This window comes from Rothia mucilaginosa (assembly GCF_019334805.1).
Classification (GTDB): domain Bacteria; phylum Actinomycetota; class Actinomycetes; order Actinomycetales; family Micrococcaceae; genus Rothia; species Rothia mucilaginosa_C.
In genome coordinates this window covers 1,362,939-1,388,336 of record NZ_CP079822.1, presented here as the reverse complement: position 1 = coordinate 1,388,336, position 25,398 = coordinate 1,362,939, and the positions used below count along the sequence as shown (strand labels likewise).

General features: G+C 56.7%; 25 protein-coding genes and 4 tRNA genes. 3 read left to right on the top strand and 26 right to left on the bottom strand.

From position 1 onward, the window contains the following. Positions 1 to 78: 78 nt before the first annotated feature. Entirely contained in the window at positions 79 to 1,089 is a 1,011-nt protein-coding gene (locus tag LPB405_RS05490; RefSeq protein ID WP_219100522.1) for an NAD(P)H-quinone oxidoreductase, read from the bottom strand. A 125-nt stretch (positions 1,090 to 1,214) separates the two neighbouring features. Here LPB405_RS05490 and LPB405_RS05485 point away from each other — a divergent pair. Next, positions 1,215 to 1,302, top strand: a tRNA-Ser gene (locus tag LPB405_RS05485). 103 nt (positions 1,303 to 1,405) lie between these two features. Here LPB405_RS05485 and LPB405_RS05480 read toward each other — a convergent pair. The 6 genes from LPB405_RS05480 to LPB405_RS05455 all read right to left on the bottom strand — a co-directional run bounded on the left by LPB405_RS05480 (position 1,406) and on the right by LPB405_RS05455 (position 5,056). Beyond that, positions 1,406 to 1,849: a hypothetical protein gene (locus LPB405_RS05480; RefSeq protein ID WP_049353995.1), complete on the bottom strand. Its 444-nt coding sequence runs from the start codon at positions 1,847 to 1,849 to the stop codon at positions 1,406 to 1,408. Between the two features lie 189 nt (positions 1,850 to 2,038). Continuing rightward, positions 2,039 to 2,476: a hypothetical protein gene (locus tag LPB405_RS05475; RefSeq protein WP_049340393.1), complete on the bottom strand. Its 438-nt coding sequence runs from the start codon at positions 2,474 to 2,476 to the stop codon at positions 2,039 to 2,041. Between the two features lie 83 nt (positions 2,477 to 2,559). Further along, positions 2,560 to 2,994 (bottom strand): DUF4190 domain-containing protein, encoded by a 435-nt coding sequence (locus LPB405_RS05470; protein ID WP_005504423.1) that lies wholly within the window; start codon positions 2,992 to 2,994, stop codon positions 2,560 to 2,562. A gap of 171 nt (positions 2,995 to 3,165) precedes the next feature. Continuing rightward, the gene (locus LPB405_RS05465) at positions 3,166 to 3,798 is read right to left on the bottom strand and encodes a DUF4190 domain-containing protein (protein WP_219100520.1); all 633 of its coding nucleotides are present in this window, start codon (positions 3,796 to 3,798) and stop codon (positions 3,166 to 3,168) included. A 201-nt stretch (positions 3,799 to 3,999) separates the two neighbouring features. Further along, on the bottom strand, positions 4,000 to 4,500 hold the full coding sequence (locus LPB405_RS05460; protein ID WP_219100518.1) for a DUF4190 domain-containing protein: 501 nt from the start codon (positions 4,498 to 4,500) through the stop codon (positions 4,000 to 4,002). 208 nt (positions 4,501 to 4,708) lie between these two features. After that, on the bottom strand, positions 4,709 to 5,056 hold the full coding sequence (locus tag LPB405_RS05455) for a DUF4190 domain-containing protein (protein ID WP_219100516.1): 348 nt from the start codon (positions 5,054 to 5,056) through the stop codon (positions 4,709 to 4,711). A gap of 254 nt (positions 5,057 to 5,310) precedes the next feature. Here LPB405_RS05455 and LPB405_RS05450 point away from each other — a divergent pair. Continuing rightward, positions 5,311 to 5,402: transfer RNA gene (locus LPB405_RS05450), tRNA-Ser, on the top strand. Positions 5,403 to 5,465: 63 nt separating this feature from the next. On the opposite strand, the gene LPB405_RS05445 is transcribed toward LPB405_RS05450, so the two are convergent. From LPB405_RS05445 to LPB405_RS05405, 9 genes are all read right to left on the bottom strand, one after another. Beyond that, positions 5,466 to 6,011 carry a SixA phosphatase family protein gene (locus LPB405_RS05445; RefSeq protein WP_219100514.1) on the bottom strand — a complete coding sequence of 182 codons (546 nt, stop codon included), beginning with the start codon at positions 6,009 to 6,011 and terminating at the stop codon, positions 5,466 to 5,468. Positions 6,012 to 6,161: 150 nt separating this feature from the next. Next, positions 6,162 to 6,914, bottom strand: a complete 753-nt coding sequence (locus LPB405_RS05440; protein ID WP_219100512.1) for a winged helix-turn-helix domain-containing protein — start codon at positions 6,912 to 6,914, stop codon at positions 6,162 to 6,164. A gap of 577 nt (positions 6,915 to 7,491) precedes the next feature. Continuing rightward, on the bottom strand, positions 7,492 to 8,130 hold the full coding sequence (gene upp, locus LPB405_RS05435) for a uracil phosphoribosyltransferase (protein ID WP_005507583.1): 639 nt from the start codon (positions 8,128 to 8,130) through the stop codon (positions 7,492 to 7,494). A gap of 185 nt (positions 8,131 to 8,315) precedes the next feature. After that, a tRNA-Ser gene (locus LPB405_RS05430) sits at positions 8,316 to 8,402 on the bottom strand. Between the two features lie 155 nt (positions 8,403 to 8,557). Next, entirely contained in the window at positions 8,558 to 9,178 is a 621-nt protein-coding gene (locus LPB405_RS05425) for a TetR/AcrR family transcriptional regulator (protein ID WP_219100510.1), read from the bottom strand. 80 nt (positions 9,179 to 9,258) lie between these two features. After that, positions 9,259 to 11,865: a YhgE/Pip domain-containing protein gene (locus LPB405_RS05420; protein WP_219100508.1), complete on the bottom strand. Its 2,607-nt coding sequence runs from the start codon at positions 11,863 to 11,865 to the stop codon at positions 9,259 to 9,261. 2 nt (positions 11,866 to 11,867) lie between these two features. Continuing rightward, a complete protein-coding gene (locus tag LPB405_RS05415; protein ID WP_219100506.1) occupies positions 11,868 to 12,587 on the bottom strand; it encodes a multidrug ABC transporter ATPase in 720 nt (239 codons plus the stop codon). 301 nt (positions 12,588 to 12,888) lie between these two features. After that, complete coding sequence (locus LPB405_RS05410) at positions 12,889 to 13,416, bottom strand: nucleoside deaminase (RefSeq protein WP_219100504.1); 528 nt, start codon at positions 13,414 to 13,416, stop codon at positions 12,889 to 12,891. A gap of 41 nt (positions 13,417 to 13,457) precedes the next feature. Continuing rightward, positions 13,458 to 15,644 (bottom strand): RecQ family ATP-dependent DNA helicase, encoded by a 2,187-nt coding sequence (locus LPB405_RS05405; protein ID WP_219100502.1) that lies wholly within the window; start codon positions 15,642 to 15,644, stop codon positions 13,458 to 13,460. Between the two features lie 337 nt (positions 15,645 to 15,981). Here LPB405_RS05405 and LPB405_RS05400 point away from each other — a divergent pair, with 337 nt between their 5' ends. Then, complete coding sequence (locus tag LPB405_RS05400; RefSeq protein ID WP_219100500.1) at positions 15,982 to 16,638, top strand: DedA family protein; 657 nt, start codon at positions 15,982 to 15,984, stop codon at positions 16,636 to 16,638. Between the two features lie 132 nt (positions 16,639 to 16,770). On the opposite strand, the gene LPB405_RS05395 is transcribed toward LPB405_RS05400, so the two are convergent. The 10 genes from LPB405_RS05395 to LPB405_RS05350 form a co-directional block, all read right to left on the bottom strand. Next, the gene (locus LPB405_RS05395; protein ID WP_219100498.1) at positions 16,771 to 17,382 is read right to left on the bottom strand and encodes a hypothetical protein; all 612 of its coding nucleotides are present in this window, start codon (positions 17,380 to 17,382) and stop codon (positions 16,771 to 16,773) included. A 139-nt stretch (positions 17,383 to 17,521) separates the two neighbouring features. Next, complete coding sequence (locus LPB405_RS05390; RefSeq protein WP_049349912.1) at positions 17,522 to 18,181, bottom strand: hypothetical protein; 660 nt, start codon at positions 18,179 to 18,181, stop codon at positions 17,522 to 17,524. A 325-nt stretch (positions 18,182 to 18,506) separates the two neighbouring features. Beyond that, on the bottom strand, positions 18,507 to 19,310 hold the full coding sequence (locus LPB405_RS05385; RefSeq protein ID WP_257604860.1) for a hypothetical protein: 804 nt from the start codon (positions 19,308 to 19,310) through the stop codon (positions 18,507 to 18,509). Positions 19,311 to 19,511: 201 nt separating this feature from the next. Continuing rightward, entirely contained in the window at positions 19,512 to 20,369 is an 858-nt protein-coding gene (locus LPB405_RS05380; protein WP_257604859.1) for a multidrug ABC transporter permease, read from the bottom strand. Positions 20,370 to 20,457: 88 nt separating this feature from the next. Beyond that, complete coding sequence (locus LPB405_RS05375) at positions 20,458 to 22,137, bottom strand: ABC transporter permease (RefSeq protein ID WP_219100494.1); 1,680 nt, start codon at positions 22,135 to 22,137, stop codon at positions 20,458 to 20,460. A gap of 79 nt (positions 22,138 to 22,216) precedes the next feature. Next, a complete protein-coding gene (locus LPB405_RS05370) occupies positions 22,217 to 22,810 on the bottom strand; it encodes a multidrug DMT transporter permease (RefSeq protein WP_049349909.1) in 594 nt (197 codons plus the stop codon). A gap of 110 nt (positions 22,811 to 22,920) precedes the next feature. After that, complete coding sequence (locus LPB405_RS05365; protein WP_231917927.1) at positions 22,921 to 23,658, bottom strand: organic solvent tolerance protein OstA; 738 nt, start codon at positions 23,656 to 23,658, stop codon at positions 22,921 to 22,923. A gap of 326 nt (positions 23,659 to 23,984) precedes the next feature. Further along, positions 23,985 to 24,587: an amino acid transporter gene (locus tag LPB405_RS05360; RefSeq protein WP_257604857.1), complete on the bottom strand. Its 603-nt coding sequence runs from the start codon at positions 24,585 to 24,587 to the stop codon at positions 23,985 to 23,987. A 1-nt stretch (position 24,588) separates the two neighbouring features. Further along, complete coding sequence (locus LPB405_RS05355; protein WP_070832225.1) at positions 24,589 to 25,098, bottom strand: asparaginase domain-containing protein; 510 nt, start codon at positions 25,096 to 25,098, stop codon at positions 24,589 to 24,591. Between the two features lie 168 nt (positions 25,099 to 25,266). Further along, positions 25,267 to 25,339, bottom strand: a tRNA-Lys gene (locus LPB405_RS05350). Positions 25,340 to 25,398 lie beyond the last annotated feature (59 nt).

Here is a 25,398-nt window from a genome sequence, read left to right as displayed (position 1 = left end):
CCGCTCACGCGACGCTCCCCGCAGCGCCAGTCTAAAATGGCACCGGCCTAAAATAGCACCGCAGGGGCGCAGCGATTTCTAGACCATGCGCAGCACAATCTTGCCGCGATGCTGACCGGAGTCGAAGTATTCGTGGGCGGCAGCCGCCTCCTCCATGTCGAAGATACGGTCCAGACCCACGCCAATCCTGCCGGATTCAATCAGCGGCAGCACGTGTTCGCGTACACCTCGCAGAATCTCAGCCTTCTGATGATCCGAACGGGTACGCAGGCTCGTAGCGTGCACCGACAGGCGGCGGGAGAGCATATACCCCAGGTTCACTTCTGCTTTGGCGCCGCCCATCAGACCGATAATGCACAGGTGCCCGCCGTCGGCGAGGGTGTGCAGATTGTCGTCCAGGTACTTTCCGCCCACGACGTCGAGGATGTAGTCAGCGCCGCGTCCGCCAGTTTCAGCCAGCAGAACTTCACGGAACGAATGTTCTGTATAAATAATGGGTTCCGCACCTAGTAAGCGCACATATTCTGCTTTTTCCTCGGTTCCCACGGTTGCAAACACGCGGGTACCTACGGCGAGCGCCAGCTGAATAGCGTGCACACCGATACCGCCGGTACCACCGTGCACGAGCACCACCGCGGGTTCACCGTCTTCCTTGAGGTTTTCGGCGGGGTTCATGCTCATACCACAGGTGAGAACCAGGTTCGAGTAGACGGTTGCCGCGACTTCGGGAATACCGGCGGCTTCGGCAAAACTCAGCTGTTCGGGTACGGGTAGCACGTGGTCGACCGGTACGGTCACGTAGTCGGCGTAGCCGCCTCCAGCGAGGAGCGCCATGACGGGGGTGCCGCAGTTCTCCACGGAGGCGCCTTCACCGACGGCTTCGATGACACCGGCTACTTCGAGGCCGTAGATGGCGCTCGCTCCGGCGGGCGGCGGGTAGAATCCGCGGCGCTGCAGGGCGTCGGCGCGGTTGATTCCGGCGGCGTGAACACGAATGAGAACTTCGTGGGATCGGGGTACGGGGGCGGGGACTTCGCTGATTGTCAGGGCCTCAGGTCCACCGTGACTGTTCTCAATAATTGCTCTCATGAGTCCTCCTCATTGCCGGAAGCACCATCGTTGGTGCGCGATTTACAGAAAGCTTATCGCATGAGATAATCTCGTAGTGCCCTGCGGCACGGTATTGCCATAAAATGCCGGTCTCTGGTGCGTATGGATGGTTGTCCGAGCGGCCGAAGGAGCTGGTCTTGAAAACCAGTAGGCGGTAACCCCGTCTCAAGGGTTCAAATCCCTTACCATCCGCGTTATAGCTTCTGCTCCACGTGTGGAGCGCAAAGAGCCCCGTTCCTCGTATTGAGGAACGGGGCTCTTTGCATACGCCGTTTTGAGTTACCGGAGGGCGTCGTCAGTTGATTTGTGACAAGGCATTCGCAATATACATGAAGAGGGCGGCGATACCGATGAAAAAGCATAGCCCCAGCCAGTTGAGAATACGACCCGCTAGGGCAGGTACACCGTGCCTCTGCGCTACCCACCCCTGCCAGATACCCAGGATGTTCAGCACCGGCGCGGCGAGAGCTACCTGCAGACCACTTTCTCCAAGACCCTGGACAAGCAACCAAAACCCTAGAACGAAAGACAGCGGGCTGAGGAAGCCGAAAAGCAGGGAGAAGTTCGCAGCCCTTTTACCGTCTTGTGTTCCTTGCACAGCGGGAGGTTGCTCGCTCGCAGGTTGCTCCCAGTCGTCCGTGCCGTCAGTCTCCGGCTGTTGGCTGTCATCCGCTTGGTAGAGCTTGGCGTATTCAGGGTTGTTATCAAAATCTTCGTTATTTTGGGGTAGCTGCGACATCGCATCCACAACCTTTCACATTCCGCACGAGGGGGGGTGTTAACTTCACCCTAGACCCTCCCCCGCCGAGAGAACAAGCATGTCGAGCCGATTCCACCAAACATACGGCATACATACAGCAAAGCCTCGTACCTCAACACGAGGAACAGGGCTCTTTGCATACGCCGTTTTGAGTTACCGGGGGCGCCGTTATATGCGGCCGGCTACGGCAATCAAGAACAATGCGACGATGATGGCGAAGGGAAGGGCAAAAATTACACCCGCCCAGCTGAGAATACGACCCGCTAGGGCAGGTACACCGTGCTGTTTCGCTACTCGCCCCTGCCAAATACCCAGGACGTTCAGCAACGGTGCAACAACAACTATCTGCAGACCACCACTGTCAAAATCGTGGACAAACAACCAGCACCCTAGAAAGAAAAATAGGAGGCCGAGGGCGCCGAAAAGCAGGGATACGTTCGCTGCCTTTTTACCGTCTTGTGCCCTTTGCTCGTCGGAAGGTTGCTTGCTCGCATGTTGCGTCCAATCGTCCGTGTTGTCAGCGTCAGACTGCGGGCTGCCATTTCCCTGGTAGAGCTTGGCATATTCGGGATTGTAATCAAAAACTTCATTATTTTGGGGCATCATAACCTTTCATATTCCACACACAATAGATATTAGCTTCACCCTATGCACCTACTATCGAAGGCTCCTACACCTGACAAAAACGCCTAATAACTGCGTATCCACACCCACAGTGTCCAGAGGTTCACGAGCACAAAGCTGACAATAGCCACCCAACTCAGCACGCGGCCCGCGGCAGGAATCGCACCGTAGCGATCTGCTTCCTTAGCCTTCCATAGACCAAGAGCACCCAGAGCTACAGAAGGGGTACCGAAAAGCCACCAGCCCCATACCGAAACACTGACAAGACTGAGCACACCGAAGGCAAGTGAGAGTTGCGAGGCTCGTTCCCCCAGACCCCATTCAGAAGGCTCTCTTCTCTTGTTCAGAACCGATGTCAGCGGAGGCCGACTATCAGGGTCGTAGCGGTCATTCGGGTTGTAGTCGTCATAGTGTTCGCTCGTGTTTTTATTCTGTTTTAGCCCCTTGTAGCCGAAATTCCGGTCGAAGGGGTTGGGCTCTTGCGGGTAGTAGGACGACATTGTATCCACGACCTTTCAATACCGGGTGTTAAGCCCACCCTAGACTTTCCCTGCCGGGGGAACAAGCATGTCGAGCCGATTCCACCAAACATACGGCATATACACAGCAAAGCCCCGCTCCTCGCATTGAGGAACGGGGCTCTTGCAGATTCTCTTGAAGGGCTAAAGCGTTTAGATAAGTGCCAGTATCTGCGCAACATCCACCAGTCTGGAATTGGCTGCGGAATCAGAAAGCGCCAACATAATCGCCAGCAGAAGACTTCCACCGAAAAGCACCAGGAACATGCCACCAATGGCTACGCTAATCCAGCTCATGATGCGACCTGCCGAAGCAGCGGCACCGAAACGCTCAGCCTCATTAGCTTTCATAACGCCGATAGCCCCCAGAATCAGGGAAGGCAGACCAAGCAGCCACCAGCTGAGAGTCACAATACACGCCAGACCGATGATACCCAGCACTGTGGAAGTCTGAGCAGCCTTCTCACCGGCAAGCTGCTCGGGAGTCTTCTGAACAATACCAATAGGAACCATCATGGGCTGACCGTACTGATACTGCTGGCCATACGGGTCGTACTGATTCTGACCATACGAGTCTTGACCGTACGAATTCTGACCGTACTGGTCATAGGAATACTGATCGTAGGAGCTCTGCCCGTACTGGCCGTAAGAACCCTGGCCATACTGGCCATACTGGCCGTACTGAGTATTCTGCCCATACTGACTATTCTGGTTGTACTGTTCGTTCAGACGGTTGTAGTCCGGGTTGTAGTCGTAGGGGTCTGAACCCCGAGGATTCTGAGACATGGCATCTCACTTTCGTACGGCTGGTGTGTGTTAAACAGTATTCACCCTAACCTATCACCGAAACGGGTACAACTACATCTGTCGCACAAACCCGCGCAATACATTTTAAGAGGGCAGTAGAGTGCCAGCTGGTACGCGAAAGCCCCGCTCCTCAATACGAGAAACGGGGCTTTTATGTACCCTCTAGGAGGGCGAGACCTTTTAGAAGAGTGCCAGGGTGCTGACCAGCTCAGTAAAGTGGTTGGAAGAGGAAGAAGCAGCACCTGCCGAGCCGATAAGACCCAGCAGCAGGAAACCACCGATTACAACCAAGAACAGGCCACCAAAAGCTGCGTTAATCCAGCCCATGATGCGACCGCCCGAAGCTGCAGTGCCAAAACGCTCAGCCTCATTAGCCTTCATAATGCCGATAACACCCATGATCAGCGAGGGCAGACCGAACAGCCACCAGCTAACAAAGAAGTTGCAGATCAGACCAATAATGCCGAGCACCATGGAGGTCTGACCAGCCTTCTCGCCAGCAAGCTGCTCGGGGGTCTTCTGAACAATGCCGACAGGCACCATCATAGGCTGACCGTACTGACCAGGCTGCTGGTACTGCTGCTGGTACTGCTGCTGACCGTTCTGAGCGTTCTGCTCGTTCAGGTTGCCGTATTCCGGGTTGTAGTCGTAGGAGTTAGAGTCCTGCGGGTTCTGAGACATGTGGTCCCTCTTTCGTGTGAATGGTGTGTATTGAACCTTACTCACCCTAACCTATCGCTGAGGTGGGCACAAACGAATTCGTCATTCGGGTACTTACGATGCATCTTGACGCAGAGGAAAGCCACTGAACGGGCATGCAAAAGCCCGCGTGCGCACGAGCGCTCGCGGGCTTCCTCAAATCATGAGGCTACTGCAGGTAGCTTCAATCTTACTGCTTTACAAAAATCTTCAATGCGACCAGCAAAATAATACTGACGACACCCAGAACAGTACCGGCAATAGCCATACCGCGGTTCTTCAACTCGGGATTATTCATAGCCAGGCGGCCGGTCGCAATAGCTACAGCACCAAGGATGAAACCGAGGACAAAGAAGCTCACAATACCGCTCACCAGAGAGACAATCGACAGGGTCTTTGCCTTCTTCGCCTGAACCTGCTGCTCAGGGGTCTGAACGGGCACACCGTAAGGAGCCTGCTGATTGAACTGGGGTGCCTGCTGGCTAAACTGGGGGTCCTGGTTGAACTGGGGCTGGGGGTTGTTGGGGTTTTCAGACATGATTTCTCATTTCGTTGAGTAAATAAGACAACTCTGGCAACGTTGCATGAAAAGATCACACGCCAGAGACGCCCTCTATTTATCGGTCGGACAGTAGCAGTCTATCGAAAATGTGTATGAGCCTCAAAGCCTACAACCCATAGTCCGCCCTATAGAGCAACACGAACTCAGAGATATCCCCCAAAGCATGGGCCGAATTGACCAAGCGCAAAACAGCCTATATTCTTATAGGGATGCGCTCACGAGCGCACCGTGGAGACGTGCCAGAGCGGCCGAATGGACTTCACTGCTAATGAAGGGTCGGGGTTAAACTCGACCGGGGGTTCAAATCCCCCCGTCTCCGCCACAAAAAGCCCCGTACCAGCTGGTACGGGGCTTTTACTTTACCTTTTTCATTCAGGCGCGAAGTCTAGAAGCTCTTGAAATCCACGAGGCGCGCATCCGCCCCATCAAGCAGAGCCCACTCCCCCGGCACCTCAAACACCGCAATAGAAGAGGGCGGGAAGCCGTAATACACATCCATCGACGCATTCGGGTCAGAATCAGGGCTCATCAAACGCTGCACAGCATCCTGCACACCGGGCAAATGCGACACCACCATCAGAGAATGAACATTCTCCGAAACGCTGTTAATGCGCGCAATAATGCGGGACGCAGACACCTCATACAGCCCCTCGTCCAGATGAGCAGTAGGCGCCTTCGCCCCCAAACCATCCGAAACCCAAGTCGTCGTCTGGCGAGTACGCAAAGCCGATGACGACATAATCTGCTCCGGAATATAACCGCGAGAAGCCAGCCAGGCGCCAGCGGCGGCAGCCTGCTCATGACCGCGCTTCGTCAGCGGGCGATCAAAATCATTCAGACCCCAATCAGCCTCCGCATGGCGCATAATAATCAGACGCTTGACCCCGCTGCGGTGCGAGCCAGATGCAGTGTTGGAAGAATTTTCAGCCATACCCCCATTCTATCTAGAGGGCGCCGGAACGTCCCGCACGCCGCCACCACACGCACACTAACGCCTATAGGCGGCACAAGTAAACCCCGGCGCACCGGCATCACGCCAGCACACCGGGGTGCACTCTGCAGAAACTAAATTCTGTACACGCTAGATCGAGTATTCCGGAGCAGCCCAGACAACAACCTCGGGGTGCTCAAAGAAGCGGTAACCCTGACCGCGCACCGTACGCACGGTACCCGACAAGCGGCCCAGCTTCGAACGCAGACGACGAATATGCACGTCAATCGTACGCTCATGCGGATGCTCGTCGCCCGAGCTCCACAGAGCCTTCAGCAGTTCCTCACGACCCACAGTGCGGGATGCGTTCTCCACCAGGTGCGCCAGCAGCTCGAACTCCTTGAAAGTCAGCATGAGCGGCTCACCATCCAGGAACACCTCGCGGCGAGCCAAGTCAATCAGCACACCCGAGGAGTGGCTATTCGTGTTCTCTGCCTCACGGACGGCATGCGCCTCCGGGTGCATGTACATTGCGGTCGGATCACCGAGCGCATTACGCACCACCTCAAGGTCGCTACCCTCAGCATTCACAGGAGCCAACGCCACAGCGGCGTACGACTCCGACTCGGGAGCCAGATGGTGTGCATAAGTACGCAAATCCTGAACGATACGCACCAGGGAGGTGCCGTTCGCCGCAGCAAGTTCCTCGTTCAAACCCACATAGAGCACGAAGCCGCGTGCCTCATTTTCCTGAGCCTGCTTATGGACAGAGTCACCGGCTGAGAAAGTCATCGGACGCAACGTGGCAGCCGGCGCAGCGGGACGCTGAGGCTGCACGACCTGACGCTTAGCAGCGCGGCCGCGCTGGGAGATGTGTACATATCCAGGTACAGCGCCTGACATGGTTCAACCTTCTCTCAAAGTCTGTGTACGGGATCCCAGTCGTACGTGGTGTGGGGTGCGCCGGAAGTGACGCCGAGTCAAACAGTCCCCAATACCTGTTCGAGCTTCAATCCTCTTACTTAATATTTCTCCTATTTGACGGATAAATCAAGCGGATTCAGCATAGTGGATTCATCTTTATGGGCGAGAGGAGTACAATGCCCCCTCTCATGTTTTAGGGTTTCAGGGACTGCCTGAAGCTTTCAGTATTTTTCCCTTATAAATATTCATAGCTTCTTTTATTTACTGGTTTCACCCTGTATTTTCATGTGAAGCTGTGAATATGCTCAATATATTTTAAGCCCCTCAAAGCACTATAGTGTTCCTCATCACATATTATCAAGGGTGTTTCATAAACCCACACAAGCGCCCAACAACACCATAAACGCCCAAGACAGCAGACCGTTAGACACACATCCCCCAACACCACACCATATGACCTGCACACGGCCTCCAGCAGACACAACAAAGCGCCCCCGCACATGCTTAAACATATGCAGAGGCGCCCCACTCACATCACGTGAATTACGCTGAAAAACTACTCAGCCAGACCGTACAGGCGGTCCCCAGCATCGCCCAGACCCGGAATAATGTACGCCTTCTCGTTCAGACGCTCATCACGAGCAGCCAGGAACAGGTCAACATTCTCCATACCCTCAATGCCCTTCTCCAGAGCAGCAATGCCCTCAGGAGCAGCAATCAGGCACACGCACGTCACAGACTCAGCGCCACGCTCACGCAGGAACTTAATGGCCTCAATCAGAGTGCCACCGGTAGCCAGCATCGGATCCAGCAGGTACACCTGACGACCAGTCAGGTCCTCCGGCAGACGCTCAGCATACGTCACAATATCCAGGGTCTCCTCATTACGAGCCATACCCAGGAAGCCCACCTCAGCGGTCGGAACCAGACGAGTCATACCCTCTAGCATGCCCAGACCAGCACGCAGAATCGGAACAACCAGCGGCTTAGGATCAGCAATACGAACACCGGTAGTAGTCGCCACCGGAGTCACAACCTCAACCTCTTCCACGCGGATCTCGCGAGTCGCCTCATAGGCAAGAAGGGTCACCAGCTCATCAACCAGCTGACGGAAAATCGGGGACGGAGTGTTCTTATCACGCAGAACACTAATCTTGTGAGAGACCAGCGGGTGGTCAAGAATCTTAATACGCATAATACGATTTTACCCACCCCCGAATCAGCAAACACCGGTAAAGCCCAGGAAGTGGCACACAACCTATAAAACGAGGCGAAGTACCCCCGCACAAACACCCACTAACGCACCCGCCAGCACCACCCCAGAACAATCCGGGCATGCAAAAACCCGCCGAGACGAATCTCGACGGGTTTTCGTTGGTGCGGTGGTGGAGGGATTTGAACCCCCGTTGGCTTTTACACCAAACATCATTTCGAGTGATGCACCTTCGGCCGCTCGGACACACCACCAACAGTGGAATACTATAGCACACCCCCAACAGGAGAGCAAGAAAAACCACGTGCGGCAGCCGGGTGTCGCCCTCTTCACGGCCCCTTTTCACCGTGCCCTTTTCGACACCCGACACCGAAGTCCCGGCTACGTCTACAGACCCCAACAGGCCCGCCTAATGACGGATATACCCATCTACAACCAGCATGACAGCACGCGTTGCATCCTCAGCATTGCGCTCCGCCTGATGCACTTCACGATCCATAGCAAACATGTAAATCGCGCCGAACATAGAGATCGCAATCGCACGAGGATTCTGAGCGGTATCAACCGTATAGCGGCGAGCCACAGCCTCCGTCATCTCCTCCAAAAAATCCAGAAGATTCAAACGGTTATCGCTCATCGCCTCGGTCCAACCATCCGCGCCCTTCCACGCCTCCGAAAGCCACAGCCGAGTAAAACCCGGACGGTCCTCAAGATACTGGAACGCGGCGCGAATAGCACTCCGCAACGCCTCACGCGGATCAGAATGAACCGACGCCGCGCGACGCGCATCGCTCAGCAGCAACTGCGTGCCGTACTGAACCAGCTGATCCACCATGGTCTTCTTAGAACCGAAGTTGTAATACACGGTTCCCTTAGAAACACCCGCCCGGGCAGCCACCTCTTCAACAGTGGCGTACTCAAGCCCCTTTTCGGTCATGATTTCCATAGCAGCGTTGAACAACTTCAACTGAGTTCTACCTGTACGGCCGGGACGACGACTTGAAGCTTCAGCGACTGGGCGCTGCAACATCAGCAGTCCTCCCTCCCTTTTTGCAGATATATCTCTATTTTATTAGACAGTTTTCCCCCGGTGCGACTAAACAGGGTTTGTTACACCGTAATCTCCGGAGCCAGCTTCTTCAGCGACCACGTACGATCACGACGCGTGCCAATGTAACCCAACATCAGACCAGCCAGACCCCACAGAGTCAAAACCAGCATGATGCCCCACAGGCTCGACTCATTAATGCCATACGCCAAACGACGCGTACCAGCCACCGCATAACCCATCGGGAAGAAATCATGCATCCAACGAATCGACTCAGGCAAAGTCTCATACGGCATCGTGCCGCCCGCAGTAATCAGCTGCAGAATCAGAATGACCAAAGCAACAAGCTTACCCGGCGCACCCAAAATCACCGTCAAACCATGAATGAAACCGGTAAAGACCAGAGCCACATAGCAGAGGAACAGCCACACCAGCCACGGATGAGCCATCTCAAAGCCCAAACCAAACTTAATCGCCGCGAACATCAGAGTCGCCTGAGCAATACCTACCAGTCCGAACGGCATCCAGCTACCGAGCATCACACGAATCGACGGAGCATGCGAAGCCAACGCACGGTTATTCATCACGCGCAGCGTCTGAACCAGCATCAGGCCACCAATCCACAGCGCCAAGCACATGAAGAACGGGCCCATGCCCTCACCATAGTTACGAGCCGACGCCAGCGACTCATGCGACAAAGTCACAGGGTTCGACATCGTATCCGCAACCTTCGCCTGTTCAGTCGGCGCAAGGCTCGGAACCTGCTTAGCGCCAGAAGCCAGACCGCTCTCCAACGACGAAGTGCCATCCTTCAACTCGGAAGCACCATCATTCAGCTGCGAAGAACCATCAGACAGCTTCGCCGTACCGTCAGAAAGCTGCGACGCACCATCCTTCAGCTTATCCGCGCCATCAGCCAGCTTCTGCTGACCCTCAACCGCAGACTGCTCCTTCTCCGCCAAAGTGCCGCTACCATCCTTCAGCTCGGCGGTACCGCTCTTCAAAGAACCAGTACCCTCCTTCAGCTCAGAAGCACCACCCGACAGAGTCGCAGAACCACTCGCAAGGCTCGAAGCACCCGAAGCGATCTTGGAATTACCATCAGCCAGGGTCGCCGAACCCGACGCCAACGAGGACGCGCCAGCATCCACACGAGCGGCACCATCAGCCACCGACGAAGCGCCCTTGGCAAGCGAAGACGCACCGGAATCCAGCGAATCCACGCCAGTCACCAAAGTCTGAATCTTCACCGCAGTCGACGACGAACCATCAGAAACACAATGGCTCGACTTCAACGCGCTCAGCTTCGACAGAGCATCAGCAGCGGCAGCATCACGAGTAGCCAGATGCGACTGCAGAGCCTTCTGATTCAGCTCAGCAACCTCATTCTTCGTCTCCTCAGAATCAACAGCAGCGACCAGCTGATCAGCCTGCTCCTGAGTCAACGTACCCGCCTCAACCAGCGGAGCCAACTGAGCGCGCATCTTCTGCGCAGTCGCAGACACCACAGTATTCGACAAGTCACGACCAAAATCGCCGCTACCAGCAGAAGTATCCGTCTCATGCAGGCGCATGCACATCGCGTTCAACTCGGCCGGCAACTCACGAATACCCGCCTGATCCATACCTTCACGCAACTGATGGATACCAGACGCCAAATCATTAGCACCCTTCGCCACCGAAGCCGAACCACTCTTCAAGCTCGCAGTACCCTCAGCCAGAGTCGCCGAACCATCCTTCAACTTCGACGCACCATCAGAAGCAGACGCCGCAGCCGAAGCCAAAGTCGACGAACCATCCTTCAAACTCGAAGCACCATCGGCAAGCTTCGCGGCACCAGAATCCAGCTTCGCCGCACCAGAATCCAAAGTCGACACACCATCAGCAAGCTTCGCGGCCCCCTCAGCCAACTGCTTCTGACCATCCAACAACTGCGACTGACCATCAGCCAGAGAGGAGGTACCATCCTTCAGCTTCACGGCACCATCATTCACCGTGGCGGTACCGTCCTTCAGCTGAGTGATAGCGTCCGCCAGCTTCACCGTACCGTTATTCACCTTCAACGCACCATCAGCAGCCTCATCCATCTTCGAATGAATCGTCGTGAAGCTAGCCAACAGCGAATTCGCCGTAGAATTACCGACCTTCTCAGCCACCGAATCACGCACCGCAGTGCCCGCCTTCGTGACAATATTCGTCAGCACATAGTTATTGGCATCATTCGTAATGACCTCAATACCCGCCGCACGCGGATCAATAGTGCCCGTCTTGCCGTCAGCATCAGGCTTAAACGAACCGGCACTCTGCAAATTACGCGAGAAATCCTTCGGAATCACCATCGCAAAGTCATAGGTGCCGTTCTCCACGCCTTCAACAGCCTCAGCGCGGGTCTGCACCTGACGCCAATCAAACGTGCCAGCGTCTAGGAGGTTCTTCTTCACGTCCGCACCGGTATTCACCTGCTGACCTTCAGAATCCGTCGCGCCCTCATCCTCAACCACGAGAGCACCCACAATGCCATTCACATTGCCGTAAGCATCCCAGTTACCGTACAGGTACAGGGCGCCGTACAGCAGCGGGATGCAAGACATAGCAAGAAGCACCAGAACCGGCAAAACACCGCTGGTCAGGCGCTTAAGCTCAACAAGAGCCACACGCAGAACAGTCATTCTTACTCCTTCTCAGCGTTTTCGCCATGTTCGGGGGATTTATTGGAGGGTTCAATCTCGCCCTCAACAAGAGCCGGTACGTTTTCCTCAGGGGCACGACCGACCACCGCACGCGCACCATGCCAGGACTCAGAAATATGCGGAACAACAGCCACCACAGTGCGCGGGTGGTCCTCATCCGCGGCAAGCTCCTCCAGATGAGGAAGCCACATATACGTGTGGTTCAGGTGACGGGAAGGAGTATCAAAAACCAGCAGGTCAGAGGGGCTATGCTTCGCCAAAGCGGCCATCAGCTCAATGTTCATCTCGCCGCTAATCTCATCCATCCACAAGCCGTCCAGCTCCTCCAGGCCGCGTTCAGCCAGCCAGCGGCTCGCGCGAGGACGACCAAAAATCGGCAGGTTATAGGACAGCATCTCCGAAACATAATCGTGCACGCGCATATGCTGCTCAGGAGCAGTCACATCGGGAGAGTCCACCACGCTGCTGAGAGCACGCAGACGCTTCATCGAAATAGGGCGAGGCTCATCATCGCCCTTACTCCAGCTAATCGTGCCGCCGGACAGGGGAAGGCGGCCAGTCAGCGCCAACGCAAGAGAGGTACGCTCCAGCTGGCTATCCGCCTGAACAATAATGACTTCGCCCTCGCCCACTGAGAAGGTGGTGCGGTCAAAAAGCGGAGTGTGGCGCCCTTTTGCCCAAATATTGTCAACGCTTAACACGGTTAAATCCCCTCAGAGAATGGACGGTTCGGGTGAGTTTCTGGGAGTCCTCCGCGGGCACCGCGCGGGGTGTTAAACGACAGGCGCGGGCAGGCGGAGGCTCCAATACCTATATATGGTAGACCCGATTGTGTGTGATGTAGTGGGCTTTTCTTGAAAAACAGGGGCCATTTTTGAAATTCTTGAAGTATTTTTCAAAGAAATGGGGTTTTTCGTACAAATAACGCGAAAAGCCACGCAGCCTCTGCGCGGCTTTCCACGTTATACAAAACAGTTCCTGAAGCGCCACCACGGGTGACGGTTAGGGGCGGCGTTCCTTAAAGAAGTCCATCATCAACTGCGCGCACTCATCGGCGCGCACCCCTGCATACACCTCGGGAGCCGGAGCAACCCTGCCGTCACGCAGCACATCGTAACGGCTGCCAGCAGCTCCCGTCTTCTCCTCCCAGGCGCCAAAAACCACCGTCGAAACGCGCGACGCCAGAATCGTGCCGGCACACATCAGGCACGGTTCAACCGTCACCACGAGCGTGCATCCATCCAGGCGCCACCGACCACGATGCGCCGCCGCCTGACGAATCGCGTTCACCTCCGCATGGGCGCTGGGGTCATGCTCCCGCTCGCGGGTATTGCCCGCCGAACCAATAATCACGCCCTGCTCGTCCACCACCACGGCACCAATAGGGATCTCGCCACGCTCACCTGCGGCGGCACCCTCGGCGAGGGCGCGCACCATCCACTCGCTGTGTTCGGGGCGAGCGGGAATATCGCTGAGCACAGCGGAAGAGCCGTCTGTGACCGTCAATTTTGAATATTCCGAATATGACATACAACCTCGTCAGGGGAATAAATAAACGTTAATGGGCGCGGCTAGTGGGTGGCAGCCAAAGAGAAAGGATACACCGCAGAAGCACCCGCCAGCCGTAGCTCACGCGCCACAGCCGTAAACGCCCACCGCGAATCCACCACATCAGACACCAGCAGAACAGGGCACCGATGCTCCCGCACATAGTCCAAAACTTCTGCAGGTACCCGGTACGAGCGCAGCACATCCGCACAACGGAACGCGCTATTGCCGCCAAAGAAACGCGGCTCCCCCACCAGAGACACCTGGCCTAAATCCACCAGGCGCCCCACCGACGCAAGACCCCTACCCAGAGACTGAGCCAAACGGGGACGCACCGGCGAAGGCAGAGTCAACACCGCCACCGGACGACCTGCCTCAGACCACTGCCAAGCGGCAAGCACCTTCACACAAGCGCGACCCAGCTCGGCAGGGACCTCAGAATCAACCGGCTCACCCAGCTCATTCGTCGCCAGAAGCTCACGCAGGCGAGTGCCGTACCCCATGTCGCTCAGACGCGCCAAAGCGTAACCGGGCTCGGCCTGCTCCTCCGGGCGGATACGACCGCGCGGTGCATCCGCGCCCATCAGCTGATCCAACCCGCTCGGCCACATACGGCGCGGTTGCAGGGGCACGCCCACCGTATTGAAGCTGCTCTGCGCCGCCTGCTGCACCTCAGCGGGAACTTCAACCGGGTACCAGGGACCCGCACACACATCGCAACGACCGCAAGCAGTCGCGGAAGCGTCATCAAGCTGCTGAGCCAGGAAAAGCATACGGCACTGGCTAGTGCGTTCATACTCGAGCATGGCGTTCTGCTCCACCACACGCGCCTGCGCCACCGCCGCGTAACGGGCACTATCGTACTGCCACGGCGAAGAGGTACGACGCCAATAGTTACCTTCCTTCACGGCGGCACCCTCAACGTCCAGCACCTTCAGCAGAAGCTCCAGGGTGGAGCGGCGCAACTGAACGCGCGCCTCCAACGCGGTAATGCTCAACCCCTCCGGGGACTGGGCGAGGGCATCCAGCACCGCCAGCGCCTGCTCCTCATTAGGCATGGAGGCGGTCGCAAAATACTCCCAAATGGCGCGGTCTTCACGACCGGGCAGGAGCAGAACATCAGCGTTGACGGCGCCTCGTCCGGCGCGACCAATCTGCTGGTAGTAGCTCACCGCAGACGACGGCGCGCCCAGGTGCACAACAAAACCCAAATCAGGCTTATCAAAACCCATACCGAGGGCACTCGTCGCCACAAGAGCCTTGACACGGTTTTCCTTGAGCGCCTGCTCCGCAACCAGGCGCTCATCGGGGTCGGTTTTACCCGTGTAGGCGAGCACCTCGTAGCCGCTGGCACGCAGAGCGTTTGCGGTATCTTCTGCAGCAGAGACAGTCAGCGTGTAGATAATGCCGGATCCGGGCAGGTCGTTCAGGTGCGTGAGTAGCCAGCCGATGCGTTGCGCCTCATTAGGCAGAGTGAGCACACCCAGGCGCAGGGACTCGCGGGAAAGCGGGCCGCGGATTACGTGCACGGGGGCGGTGTCAGTGCTGAGCTGTTCGGCGATATCGCGGCTCACACGGTCATTCGCGGTCGCGGTTGTCGCCAGCACCGGAACCCCTGCAGGCAGAGACTTAATGAGCAAGCCAATGCGTCGGTAATCGGGGCGGAAATCATGGCCCCAGTCAGAAATACAGTGCGCCTCATCAATAACAAGCAGGCCCAGGCGCGGCAGCAGGTACGGCAGCCACTGCTCGCGGAACGCCGGGTTATTCAGGCGTTCGGGGCCCACCAGCAGCACATCAAGCTCGTCAGCTTCGAGGCGGGTGCGGATCTCATCCCATTCGGTCACGTTCGCGGAGTTCACCATTGCAGCGCGCACTCCCGCGCGGGATGCCGCTTCAACCTGATCACGCATCAGGGAGAGCAGTGGGGAGACAATAAGCGCCGGACCCATACCGCGGGCACGCAACAGCAGGGAAGAAATGAAGTAGACCGCGGACTTACCCCAGCCGGTACGCTGCACCACCACAGTGCGGGCTCGGTCGGCGACGAGGGCGCGAATCGCCTCGTACTGGCCATCGTGGAACTCAGCATCAGCGACACCGGTGAGGCGGCGCAACACTTCGCGGGCTTCAGCGTGCAGAGGGTCAGCCTGCAGGGAATCGGTGCGCAGGGAGTCCGCGGGGCTGGAAGCTGACTGCTGGGGGTTCATGGTTCTCTCCAACGGTGGGTGGTTGGGGTCATCGCTACGCCGCGACGCGCCGTGCTCTCTTCCCATCATGTCACACCCCGTATCGCACGGCTCTGCTGTTGGTCATTTCTTGGGGAGGCGTGCGAGCGCCGCGTCACCTCGCATAGTTTCGCTGTGCGAGTGGGGAGATTTACGCCTCGCTCACCCGTGCATCCAGCGTAAATGCCGGTAGAATTGTGCCAGTAATACACAGCCTCCGCATAGTTTTGCACAACGTTCACCATAGGTATGCTTTCTATGCTGGTGTTACTCCGGCGCCGATCCGTGCGTGCGGTCCACTCACAGTTCAGGATTTTTCATGACTTTTCTTGCCACCGCTTTGGCGCATCTTCCGGTTGCGCTCTTGGGTCTCGACCTTGAGCAGTTCCTGCTCGATACCGGCCCCTGGGTTCTGGTTGTTTCGGCAATTATCGTATTTATTGAGTCCGGTGTTCTTTTCCCTGTTCTTCCGGGTGACTCCCTGATTTTTGCTCTGGGTATGCTGCATGAGCAGATGGGCCTGTCCCTGTGGGTTGCGTTCCCGGTCCTGGTGCTGGTTGCTATTGCTGGCGCTGAGGTTGGCTACCAGATTGGTGCCCGTTACGGCCGTAAGATCTTCAAGGATGACGCGAAGATTCTGAGCACCAAGAACCTGCACACTACCGAGGAGTTCTTCCAGAAGCGCGGTAGCTTGGCTCTGGTTCTGGGTCGTTTCGTGCCGATTGTCCGTACTTTTGTGTCTGTTGCGGCGGGTATTTCTTCGTACGACCGTAAGAAGTTCCACCTGTGGAATGTTGTTGGCGCGGTTGCGTGGATTGGTTCGATTGGTCTGGCGGGTGTGCTGCTGGGCGGTATCCCGTTCGTGCACAACAACATTGAGTACATTGCTGTGATTATTGTGGCGGTTTCTGTGGTGCCGGTCTTTATCGAGTACCTGCGTGGCCGTTCGAAGGCGAAGCAGGAATCTGCTGAGTAATATGTGAGCCCTTCTCGGCTGCTGAGCCGGGGAAGCGAAAGGGTGGGGATACCGTCTGGTATCCCCACCCTTTTGTGTTCTCTCAAGCCCGGTAGAGGTGACGTCCCGGAAGCCGGCGGCACCTCCGCGAGGTTACTTTATGCCCATGCGTCGAAGGTCCTCGTGAGCTTTGAAGTACTGCAAGACCTGCGGCTGAGCCAGAAGAACAATGATGGCAATATGCAAGACAACATCAAGTGCGGTCCTGCCTAGAGCCAGCACAAAGAAGACATTAGGATTTCCATAGTGGTATGCGCCTGCTAGCCCAATCACTTCTAGGACGGGTACACCAATCTGACTCAAAAGAGGAAGCAACAGCAAGCCCAATAGGTTAAGGACAAGGTATAGCGCACAGTCAACGATGACCAGTATGTGCGCCCAGCGGGCTCCTTGCCAGAGCTGCCAGATGACGAGCCCACCGATAGCGGTAAAGCCAATCCATGAAAGACCAGCGAATTCCACACCACGCCAGGCCATCACGTACAGGGATGATAGGGCGCCCAATACCATCACAGCAATTGCGCAGCCCATCGCCGCACGCAGAGCGACAGGCTGCGAAGGGACGTAAACGACTCCGTAGGAGCCCGGCATGCCGTACGAAGGAGCGGGTGCGCCCGGAACTGGAAAGTTCGGTGCTGCGGCATTAGGCTGAGGTGCCTGGGGTGCCAGCGTGCCCGCTGAGGTGCCGGAAGTATTGTTCAACATCGTTGTTCTTTCTTGTATGTGCCCCACGCTGATGCGTGAGCCGGTGATTGTTCAGGTGATTGTTCATCCCCCGGCAAGCTCGTATGAAACCTGTCGTAGAGAGGAGGAGCAGACGGGGTTGTACCCCAATCGGTTATGTTTAGCGCACACCCATGCGTCGCAGGTCTCCACGCATTTGGATATATCGCCCCACCTGCGGCTGGCAGAGAAGAACAATAAAGAAGATACGGATGATGAAATCAAAGGCGAGCTTCACATACATACCCTCAAGGGTCATAAACGGACCAAAAAACATAAACCTGAACGCTTGCGAATCATAGTCATTGCTCAGGAAGAATCGGGAAGAGCCAGCTACAACCAAAATATCCAGAAGCATACGCAGTGCGCCCTCGATAATAATCACCACTCGCGCCCACTCATAACCCTCATTGAGGTACCAGGCAGAGACTACTCCAAGGACAATGGGGAGAATCATCGTAAGCCCCATAGTTGCGCCTGCCAGTACATACGCAAACATAAACTCTAGACCCACAAGAGGCTGTAGGGGGTACGTAGCCAGAAGCAAGACCACGCAAATGCTTACCATCCAGATGGCAATGGGGCGCGACGGAAGATTGATAGCGCGCTGAGTACCCGGTGCCCCGTGCAAGGAGCGGGCATCTGCAGGAACCGGAAGCTGAGATGCCACCGCTACAGGTGCTGCGAAGTTTGGCGCAGGAAAGTTCGGTGCTGCGGCATTAGGCTGAACTGCCTGGGGTGCCAGCGTGCCCGCTGAGGTGCCGGAAGCGTTGTTAAACATCGTTGTTCTTTCTCTCGTATGCTCGCACTATGGTGCGCAAATCGGTGGTTGTTCCACTTTTTAGGTAGATTTACGCGAAACCTACCTAAAAGAGTTATTTGATGTAGTTAGCTGAGAGAATAATACTTTTTCAGTATAGGGTAAGCCCTTAGAGGGAAATAGGGCTTTTTATAGAAAGACTGGAACCTTTTAGGCAACTCAAAGGGTTTTACCAGCTAGAAGATTTCGATATTTAACGCAAAAGGGTGGGGATACCGTTTGGTATCCCCACCCTTTTCATGCTCTAAACCTTTTGGTGATAGTGGTGCCGTCTGGGGCAAACGCCCTAGTTGAGGCGGTTCCCACCCTCGTTGGAGTTAGCCTCATGTGCCGGCGGATTCTGACCAACCACCTGACTATGCGGCGTGCTGCCGGCAGTCGTGTACGCCCATACAGGGGGACGGGTCAGCAACACAATGTTCCGGATGTAGAGGATAGTAATAACAACACCAACCGCGGTACTCAAGAGAAGAGAAATCGCCAGGTCCATAGAGTCGTAGGACTGCAAATATTCCATCAACCAGGTGAGATAGCGGGAGTCCATCAAGAAATCTTGCGCAAACCAATACATACGGCTCAAGACCTCGTAGGCGCTACACACGAGGATAAGTATGTGCGCCCATCTGTGCCCTTCCCAGGTCTTCCAGAAGAGGAAAACCTGGATAAAAATGAAGATGAGAGGGAAGCCCAACGTGAAGAGAAGAGACAGCGCCCCCAAGCTGGAGGTTAGATTCTTAAGGAGTATGAACGTTTGAATATTCCTGAAAAGCAACAGAATAATGATGACGGTCATGCACCGCTTAGCGCTGCGCAGGGCCTTCGGGTGTGCCTGCCCCGCATACTCGGAGGCGACAGCGTAGCCGGCGGTCGCCTCCCGGTAGCCGGTGGTGGTTTGCTCGGAGGCGCTGGCGCCGGGTGCGCTGTCCCCCGCCGCATTACTCTCTGCAGTGCCGCTGGGGGCGGTGCTGGTGGGGGCGGCGTTACTCTCTGCCGTGCTGTTTTTAGCCTCGTCGGAGGGCAACAGCACACTGTACTCGGGAACCGTATACTCCGGGTCATTCAACGGTTGCTTCGGGGTACGTTCTGACATCGTCATTCCTTTCTCCCCAGGCACCCACCCCGCGCTACAGTGCACGGAGCGGGTGTTAAAGAGTCTTACCCCAAGGATATAAGGAGGCGCGCCACACCCCAGGAAGGCAGTACCCTTTCTCAGCGTATTCAGAGGTACCCGAGTCACCACGTACACCATTCCGAGAGCCAGCCTCGGAACTCCTGACGTTGTTGCGCCTTTCTACGTGCCCCATCCCGCACTACGGTGTGGCGGGCGAGGGTTGTTTTCCTTTGATGAGGTACGTTCTCCATCCTCGTCATCAGCGAAAAGCTCTCGAAGTTCCGCCGGCACCTGACCGGCAGCCTGTCTCGTCTCAGACATCATCTGCTGGTGTTCTAGTGCACGTGCCCCGCTAACGATTTGGGTGTACGTCCTAATAGGAGCACGAGTCAGTAGCACAATCATCAGGAGGTAAAGAACAAGGGTAAAAATGCCGCTCGCGACACGCCCCAGGCTGGACGCCGCAGCCGCTCTAGAGCTTAACTCCGAGAAATTATCCGCAAGAATAAGCACACCGCTAGCAGCCGCGAGAGCGCAGTAGATGATGGTAAGAATGCGCGCCCACTCGCGGCCATCCCAGATCTTCCAGAGAACAAAAATCGGGATGGCGGAGATGATGAGGGTAACCACCAAGGCAGAGAAGAGAACACTCACCACCATCTCAAAATCGATATACGACCAGCTTAGAATCGGCAGAAAGTTACTCAGGGGTCCCAGCACGATAATGGCGGCAGCGCACCACATGACGCTGCGCATAGCCTGCGGGCGCTTCGGAATTACCTGCTCGGAGGCGACAGGCGCGGTGTAGCCGGTAGTGGTTTGCTCGGGGATGCTGGCGTGCTCGGAGGCGCTGCCGCCGGGTGCGTTATCCTCCGCCGCGCTAGTGTCTGCGACATTACCGGAAATTACGTTGCTGGAGACGGCATCGCCCTCTGCCGTGCTATTTTCAGCCTCGTCGGAGGGTAGCAGCACGCTGTACTCGGGAACCGTGTACTCCGGATCGTTCAACGGCTGCTTTGGGGTACGTTCTGACATCATTGTTCCTTTCTTCTCTTCGCACCTGCCTCGCGCGCTGTAGCACGGGGCAGGTGGCAAAGAGTCTCCCCATGGGGAGGGGCTTCCCGCCCTAGTTGAGGCGGTAGCCTTCCTCGGTGTACACGGAAGTATCCTTGTAGCCGCGCTGTTCGTTGCGGGAGTTCTTCCGCGCATCCGTACGGCGGGCCCTCTTGTACTGCTGAGCGACCGCTTCTTCAGCCCGTCGGTTAGTTTCCTTTTCTTCCCTGCGGGTCTGTTCTTCTTCCAGATGAGTACGCGTTTCTGCATCCTGATGCGCAACAATCCAACCGTCACCGGCGTTCACCTGTTCGCGTGCTTCTATCCATGCCAACCTCGCGGTTGTCATAAACGACCTGGTGGGACGGCTAATGAGCAGCACAACTATCAGAAGGTAGAAAACCGTAAGAAAGGCTCCCATAATGTCACTGACCACAATGGAAACTACGTAGTCTCGGGGCCTTGAAGTCAACGATTCATCCGCCAGCCTGGAGAAATAATCAGCCGAGATGAAAGATTGCAAACTCATCACCCCGATAAAAACCACAAAAGCACTACCGAAGAGGGTGAGGAAGTACGCCCATCTACGGCCCTTCCACAGTCTGCGGAGAACAAAAATCGGTATGAGAGAGAAGATGAAGGTAGCAAATATGCCTGAAATGATGATGCCCGGCATATTTTCCATAACGCGGTCTGGGACCTCGTTATGGATAGATACATAGATACGTTGGATTGCGGACAGAATAATAATGGCTGTAGCGCACCACATGACGCCGCGCAGCGTCTTCGGGCGGGGCGGGAGCACCACCTGAGGGGCGGCAGGCGCGGTGGAGGCGGCGGTCGCCTCCGCACCCTCGTGCGCTTCCTGTTGGGGCTTAGCCGACCCGCCAGACGTGCCTCCGAAGTTAGGCTTTACACCCGTCTTCTGGGCGCGCTGAATCTGCTGTATCTCAGCCAGCAGGCGGTTCTTCTCCACCGGATCATTCGAGAGCGCATAATCGGCAGAAAGCTCACGCAACAGCTGCTCGGTAGAGTCCTTGACCGGGCCTTCTTCCTTCTCAAGCTGACGAAGAACATCCTCACGGGTCGGCTCTTCCTCATCATCCGCCATGCTGTCCTTGATGATCTGCATCTGCTCCCGAATCGCCGCGGGGCTCGGGACCACGCCCACAGCCGGGCGAGTCAGCAAAAACAGGAGAACGGCGCTACCCGCCGTAATCACCCCGACCAGAGCCTGCGACACCATAGACGAAGCAGCGGCAGGATGCGACACCGGATCCAGTGCGGTAAACGCAGGGAAAAGCACCTGAGCCAGACCAAAGACACCCGCAAAAGAGAGCACACCGCTCAAGGAACACAGCAGAAGGTACAGCATCAGCAGGCGGCGCGGATTAACGTACCCTGACTTGGTATAGTCCAGAACGAACCAGAGGAACGGCACCACCAAGACAGCGTCAGACAGAACCTTCGGCAGGGCATAGCTAAGGAACGAGCCGATGTTCACACTCTGGCCTGCGGTAACGATAATCTGGTACGCATCCAGGAGGAAATATACTAGAATGAGTATTATTGCGATGGAATACGCTTTACCGAGAATCGCCATTCCCCGGTCGAATTGCTGCTCCTTATCGCCGACTATGCCGAGGTTTCTTTTCGCCTCTTCAAACGCCGCCCGCTCATCATATGTGCGCTTAGCAGCGCCGGGGGTAGTCTGCGATGTGGATTCGTGCGCAGGTTCGGAAGTAGGGTGCACGAGTCATCCTAACTGTGGTTGGGTGAATAAAGTTATCGGTGAGCCGCAGGTCCGGGACCCGCAGCCAGAATCTGCAAGGCTAAATCAGGTAGTCCTCGCTGCGGCGCAGGCGCCAATCACGGCGCGCTTCCATGTACGAACGCGACTGACGCGACCACACCAACGCCAACGCGACCACACACACCAGCATGTACGGTGCAGCAATATATACCGGCGTGTACAGCGGGGAGGCGCTACTGAGCAGCAGCTCAACATCCTGGCTCGGCGCACCATTCAACGTACCCAGAAGAGCCGCGACTGCCAGCATAATCAGCAGGGATGCCAACACACCCAGCGCCAACGCCACCGACAGCACCAGCGCCGCCCAACGGTAACCACGCAGGTACGCCACAGTGCAGAAACCGTGCAACGTCACGTTACCGAAGGCGCTGACCAGCAAAAACATCACCGGATAGTACGCCTGCGCCTCCACCAGCGACTGGGCGCGCCAAGTCGAAAAATGCGACAGCTGCGTCGTCGCATACGTGACACCCGTGTACCCAATCAGCACCAGCCAACCCACGGCAATAGCGAGCAGAACCCAACCCGCCACAGACACGAGAGTGGGGGTGGCAGGCTTCGTAGGATGCGTGGTGTTCGGAGCGGATGGCGGAGAGGACTCGACGGCGGACATAGCTGAATCTTTCGAATGTCGGCTGATAGTGTGTGTGGAAGATGTATGAGCGAGTGTGTGGTGTGTGGGTGGCGGCGCGGCGTTCATCTACCGCGCCGCCTCAAAAAACTTTAGGCAGAAGTGGACGGGTCAACCGTCGCAGAAATACTTTCAGGTAGCAACGGAGAATCTGCCCGGTTCGCCATCGCAATTCGCAAGTTGTTGAAGCGGTAAATGGTCAGCAACGATAAACCGACCTCGCTCAACCAGACCAAGCCCAAGACAACAAGTATCAGCAGGGGGTCAAGCCCCATCGAAACCCCAGCCCAGTCGAGCATCAGCAGCAGGAACGTAATCGGTGAAAGCACCAGCCCCACCGCAACAAACCCAATCAGGGAGCAGATAGCCCAAACGCTATACACGGAGGCGTCCGCCGAATCACGCGGAGGGCGCATCAGCGGCCACATCTGAACCACCAGGTAAAGCGCCGCCACAAAACCAAAGCAAATCGCCAACGGCTGCGTGTACTGGGAGATAATGAGGCCTTCAACGATGCTCAAAATGCACAGAATAACGGCGCGGACCAGCAGGTTCTTCTTGAGCTTCTGTTTGCGTTCCTTCACCTCATCAGCGGTGTAGGTGCGCAGAAAAGCGGGCAGCTGCCCCTGCCCCGGGAACGGCGGTAGAGGACCCGTCGGGTGCGTACGCACCACAATCGGCGGGTTCGTACCATCCTGAATGATGACGGTAGAAGTAGCCGAAATAACCGGATGCGAGCCCGTCACCACAGGCGGCGCGTTCAGCGGAACGGACACCTCCGGCGTGGCAGGAGTCACGTGACGGATAGGCGCCTGAAAGCGGGTCTGCATACTGATATCTTCATCCGGGTGTTCTGCGGATGAAGCGGCATCTGTGTTCAGGTGTGTAGCGCCCATGAGTGGCCTCCTGGCAGGTGCGGGTCGTGTTTCTGTCTCTACCGTATCACGCGTACTTTAAGGGAATCTGAGCAGTGGCTGGGCATCGTTGAGAGCGTGTCACACCGCCACTTATCACCCCATCAACACCCCTCAGGCATCACCCGGCAGAGGCGCGGATGCGCGGGGATTCGCCCGCCCGTCGGTGTGCGTTAGCTCTGCTCCGCTACACGCGAAGCCTCCGCGTTCGGGTCCTCTGCATGCTGCTGTTCTGCGTTCCGCTATTCTTCCTCTTGCTTCTTCTGCGTCAGACGCAAGCTCCTACGAACCGCCAAACTATAGAACAGCGAGAACAGAACCTCCAACGCGAACGACGCCATGACCGTCAGCAGGCTCACCGTATAGAACACGCCCACACGGTCCAGCAGCGTCTGCGGGCCCTGCACCGTCACAAGCGCATAGGCAAAGAACGCCGTCATAATGGCCGCCGCGACCCCGGATGCCGCATTCGCCAGCAACACCAACTTCACCGAACGGTTCGCCCGGTAAATCATGGCAACCCACATGTGCATCACCAGGTAAACCAGCGGCACCGCACCAATCGGGAAAAGCGTGACGCGAATGAAGTAATAAACAGTAATCAGCGAGGGTACGACCAGCAGCAGCACACGCACCAGGTACAGATTCTTAGCCGGCAGCGGGTAATCACTGGTGACATTCCAGAACTCATCAGCCTGTTGCTCCAGCTCATCCATAGCCTGCAGCTGCATAAGCTGCGCCTGCGACATATGCTCCTGCGGCACAAGATCCGAGGAACCCGCCACCGGCGCAAGCTCAGCCGCAGAAACCGGTTCACCCCGCCGCATACGAGCGGAATCAGCCATCTTAGCCCTCAAAAATACCGCGAGAACGATCCTTACGCACGCTCTCAGCAGGGAAAATACGACCGCTCATGCTGATGTACACACCCGGCTCCAGCAGGTTCAGGGCGGCAATAGCGGCACCCAGGTTGAAACCGGCATCCGAACGAGCCATCACGGCGGGCTGCATCGCACCGGTCAGCACCACAACCTTATCGCCCAGGTCGGCGTGCTCCACCAGGTAGCGGGCAGTCTCCGGCATGGTGTCGGTACCGTGAGTGATGAGCACCTGGTCGTTGGTAACAGCGTTCAGCGCCTCGGTCAGCTCGGCACGATCCTCATCGGTCATGTCCAGGCTGTCCTTGCCAATCAGCGGGCGAATATCAAAACGGATATCGGTAATCACACGGTCCAGCAGATCCTTAGCGGCAGGCTCACCAATATCCATGGTGCCCGCCACCGAATAGAACTTATCGATCGTGCCGCCAGTGGCAAGAATCGTGATCTCTTCGGGGTTCTTAATGGTGACGCTCACGGGTTTCCTCATCTTTTCGGGTCAACGTACACAAATCAAAACTGCCAGGCGAACCCGGCAGGACACGCCCCACCACACGGGATAGGCACGAGGTAAGACCACGCGCATGAGGGTGAAGACGCAAAAACCCGCCGACCCCCGCAATGCGGGAGGCGACGGGTCGGCTAGTGCGCCCTGTGGGGCTCGAACCCACGACCTGCGGATTAAAAGTCCGTAGCTCTACCGACTGAGCTAAAGGCGCTCCTATCCACACAAAACTGAAAGTGTGCAGATAGAAATACTATACACTACCGGCTCCCA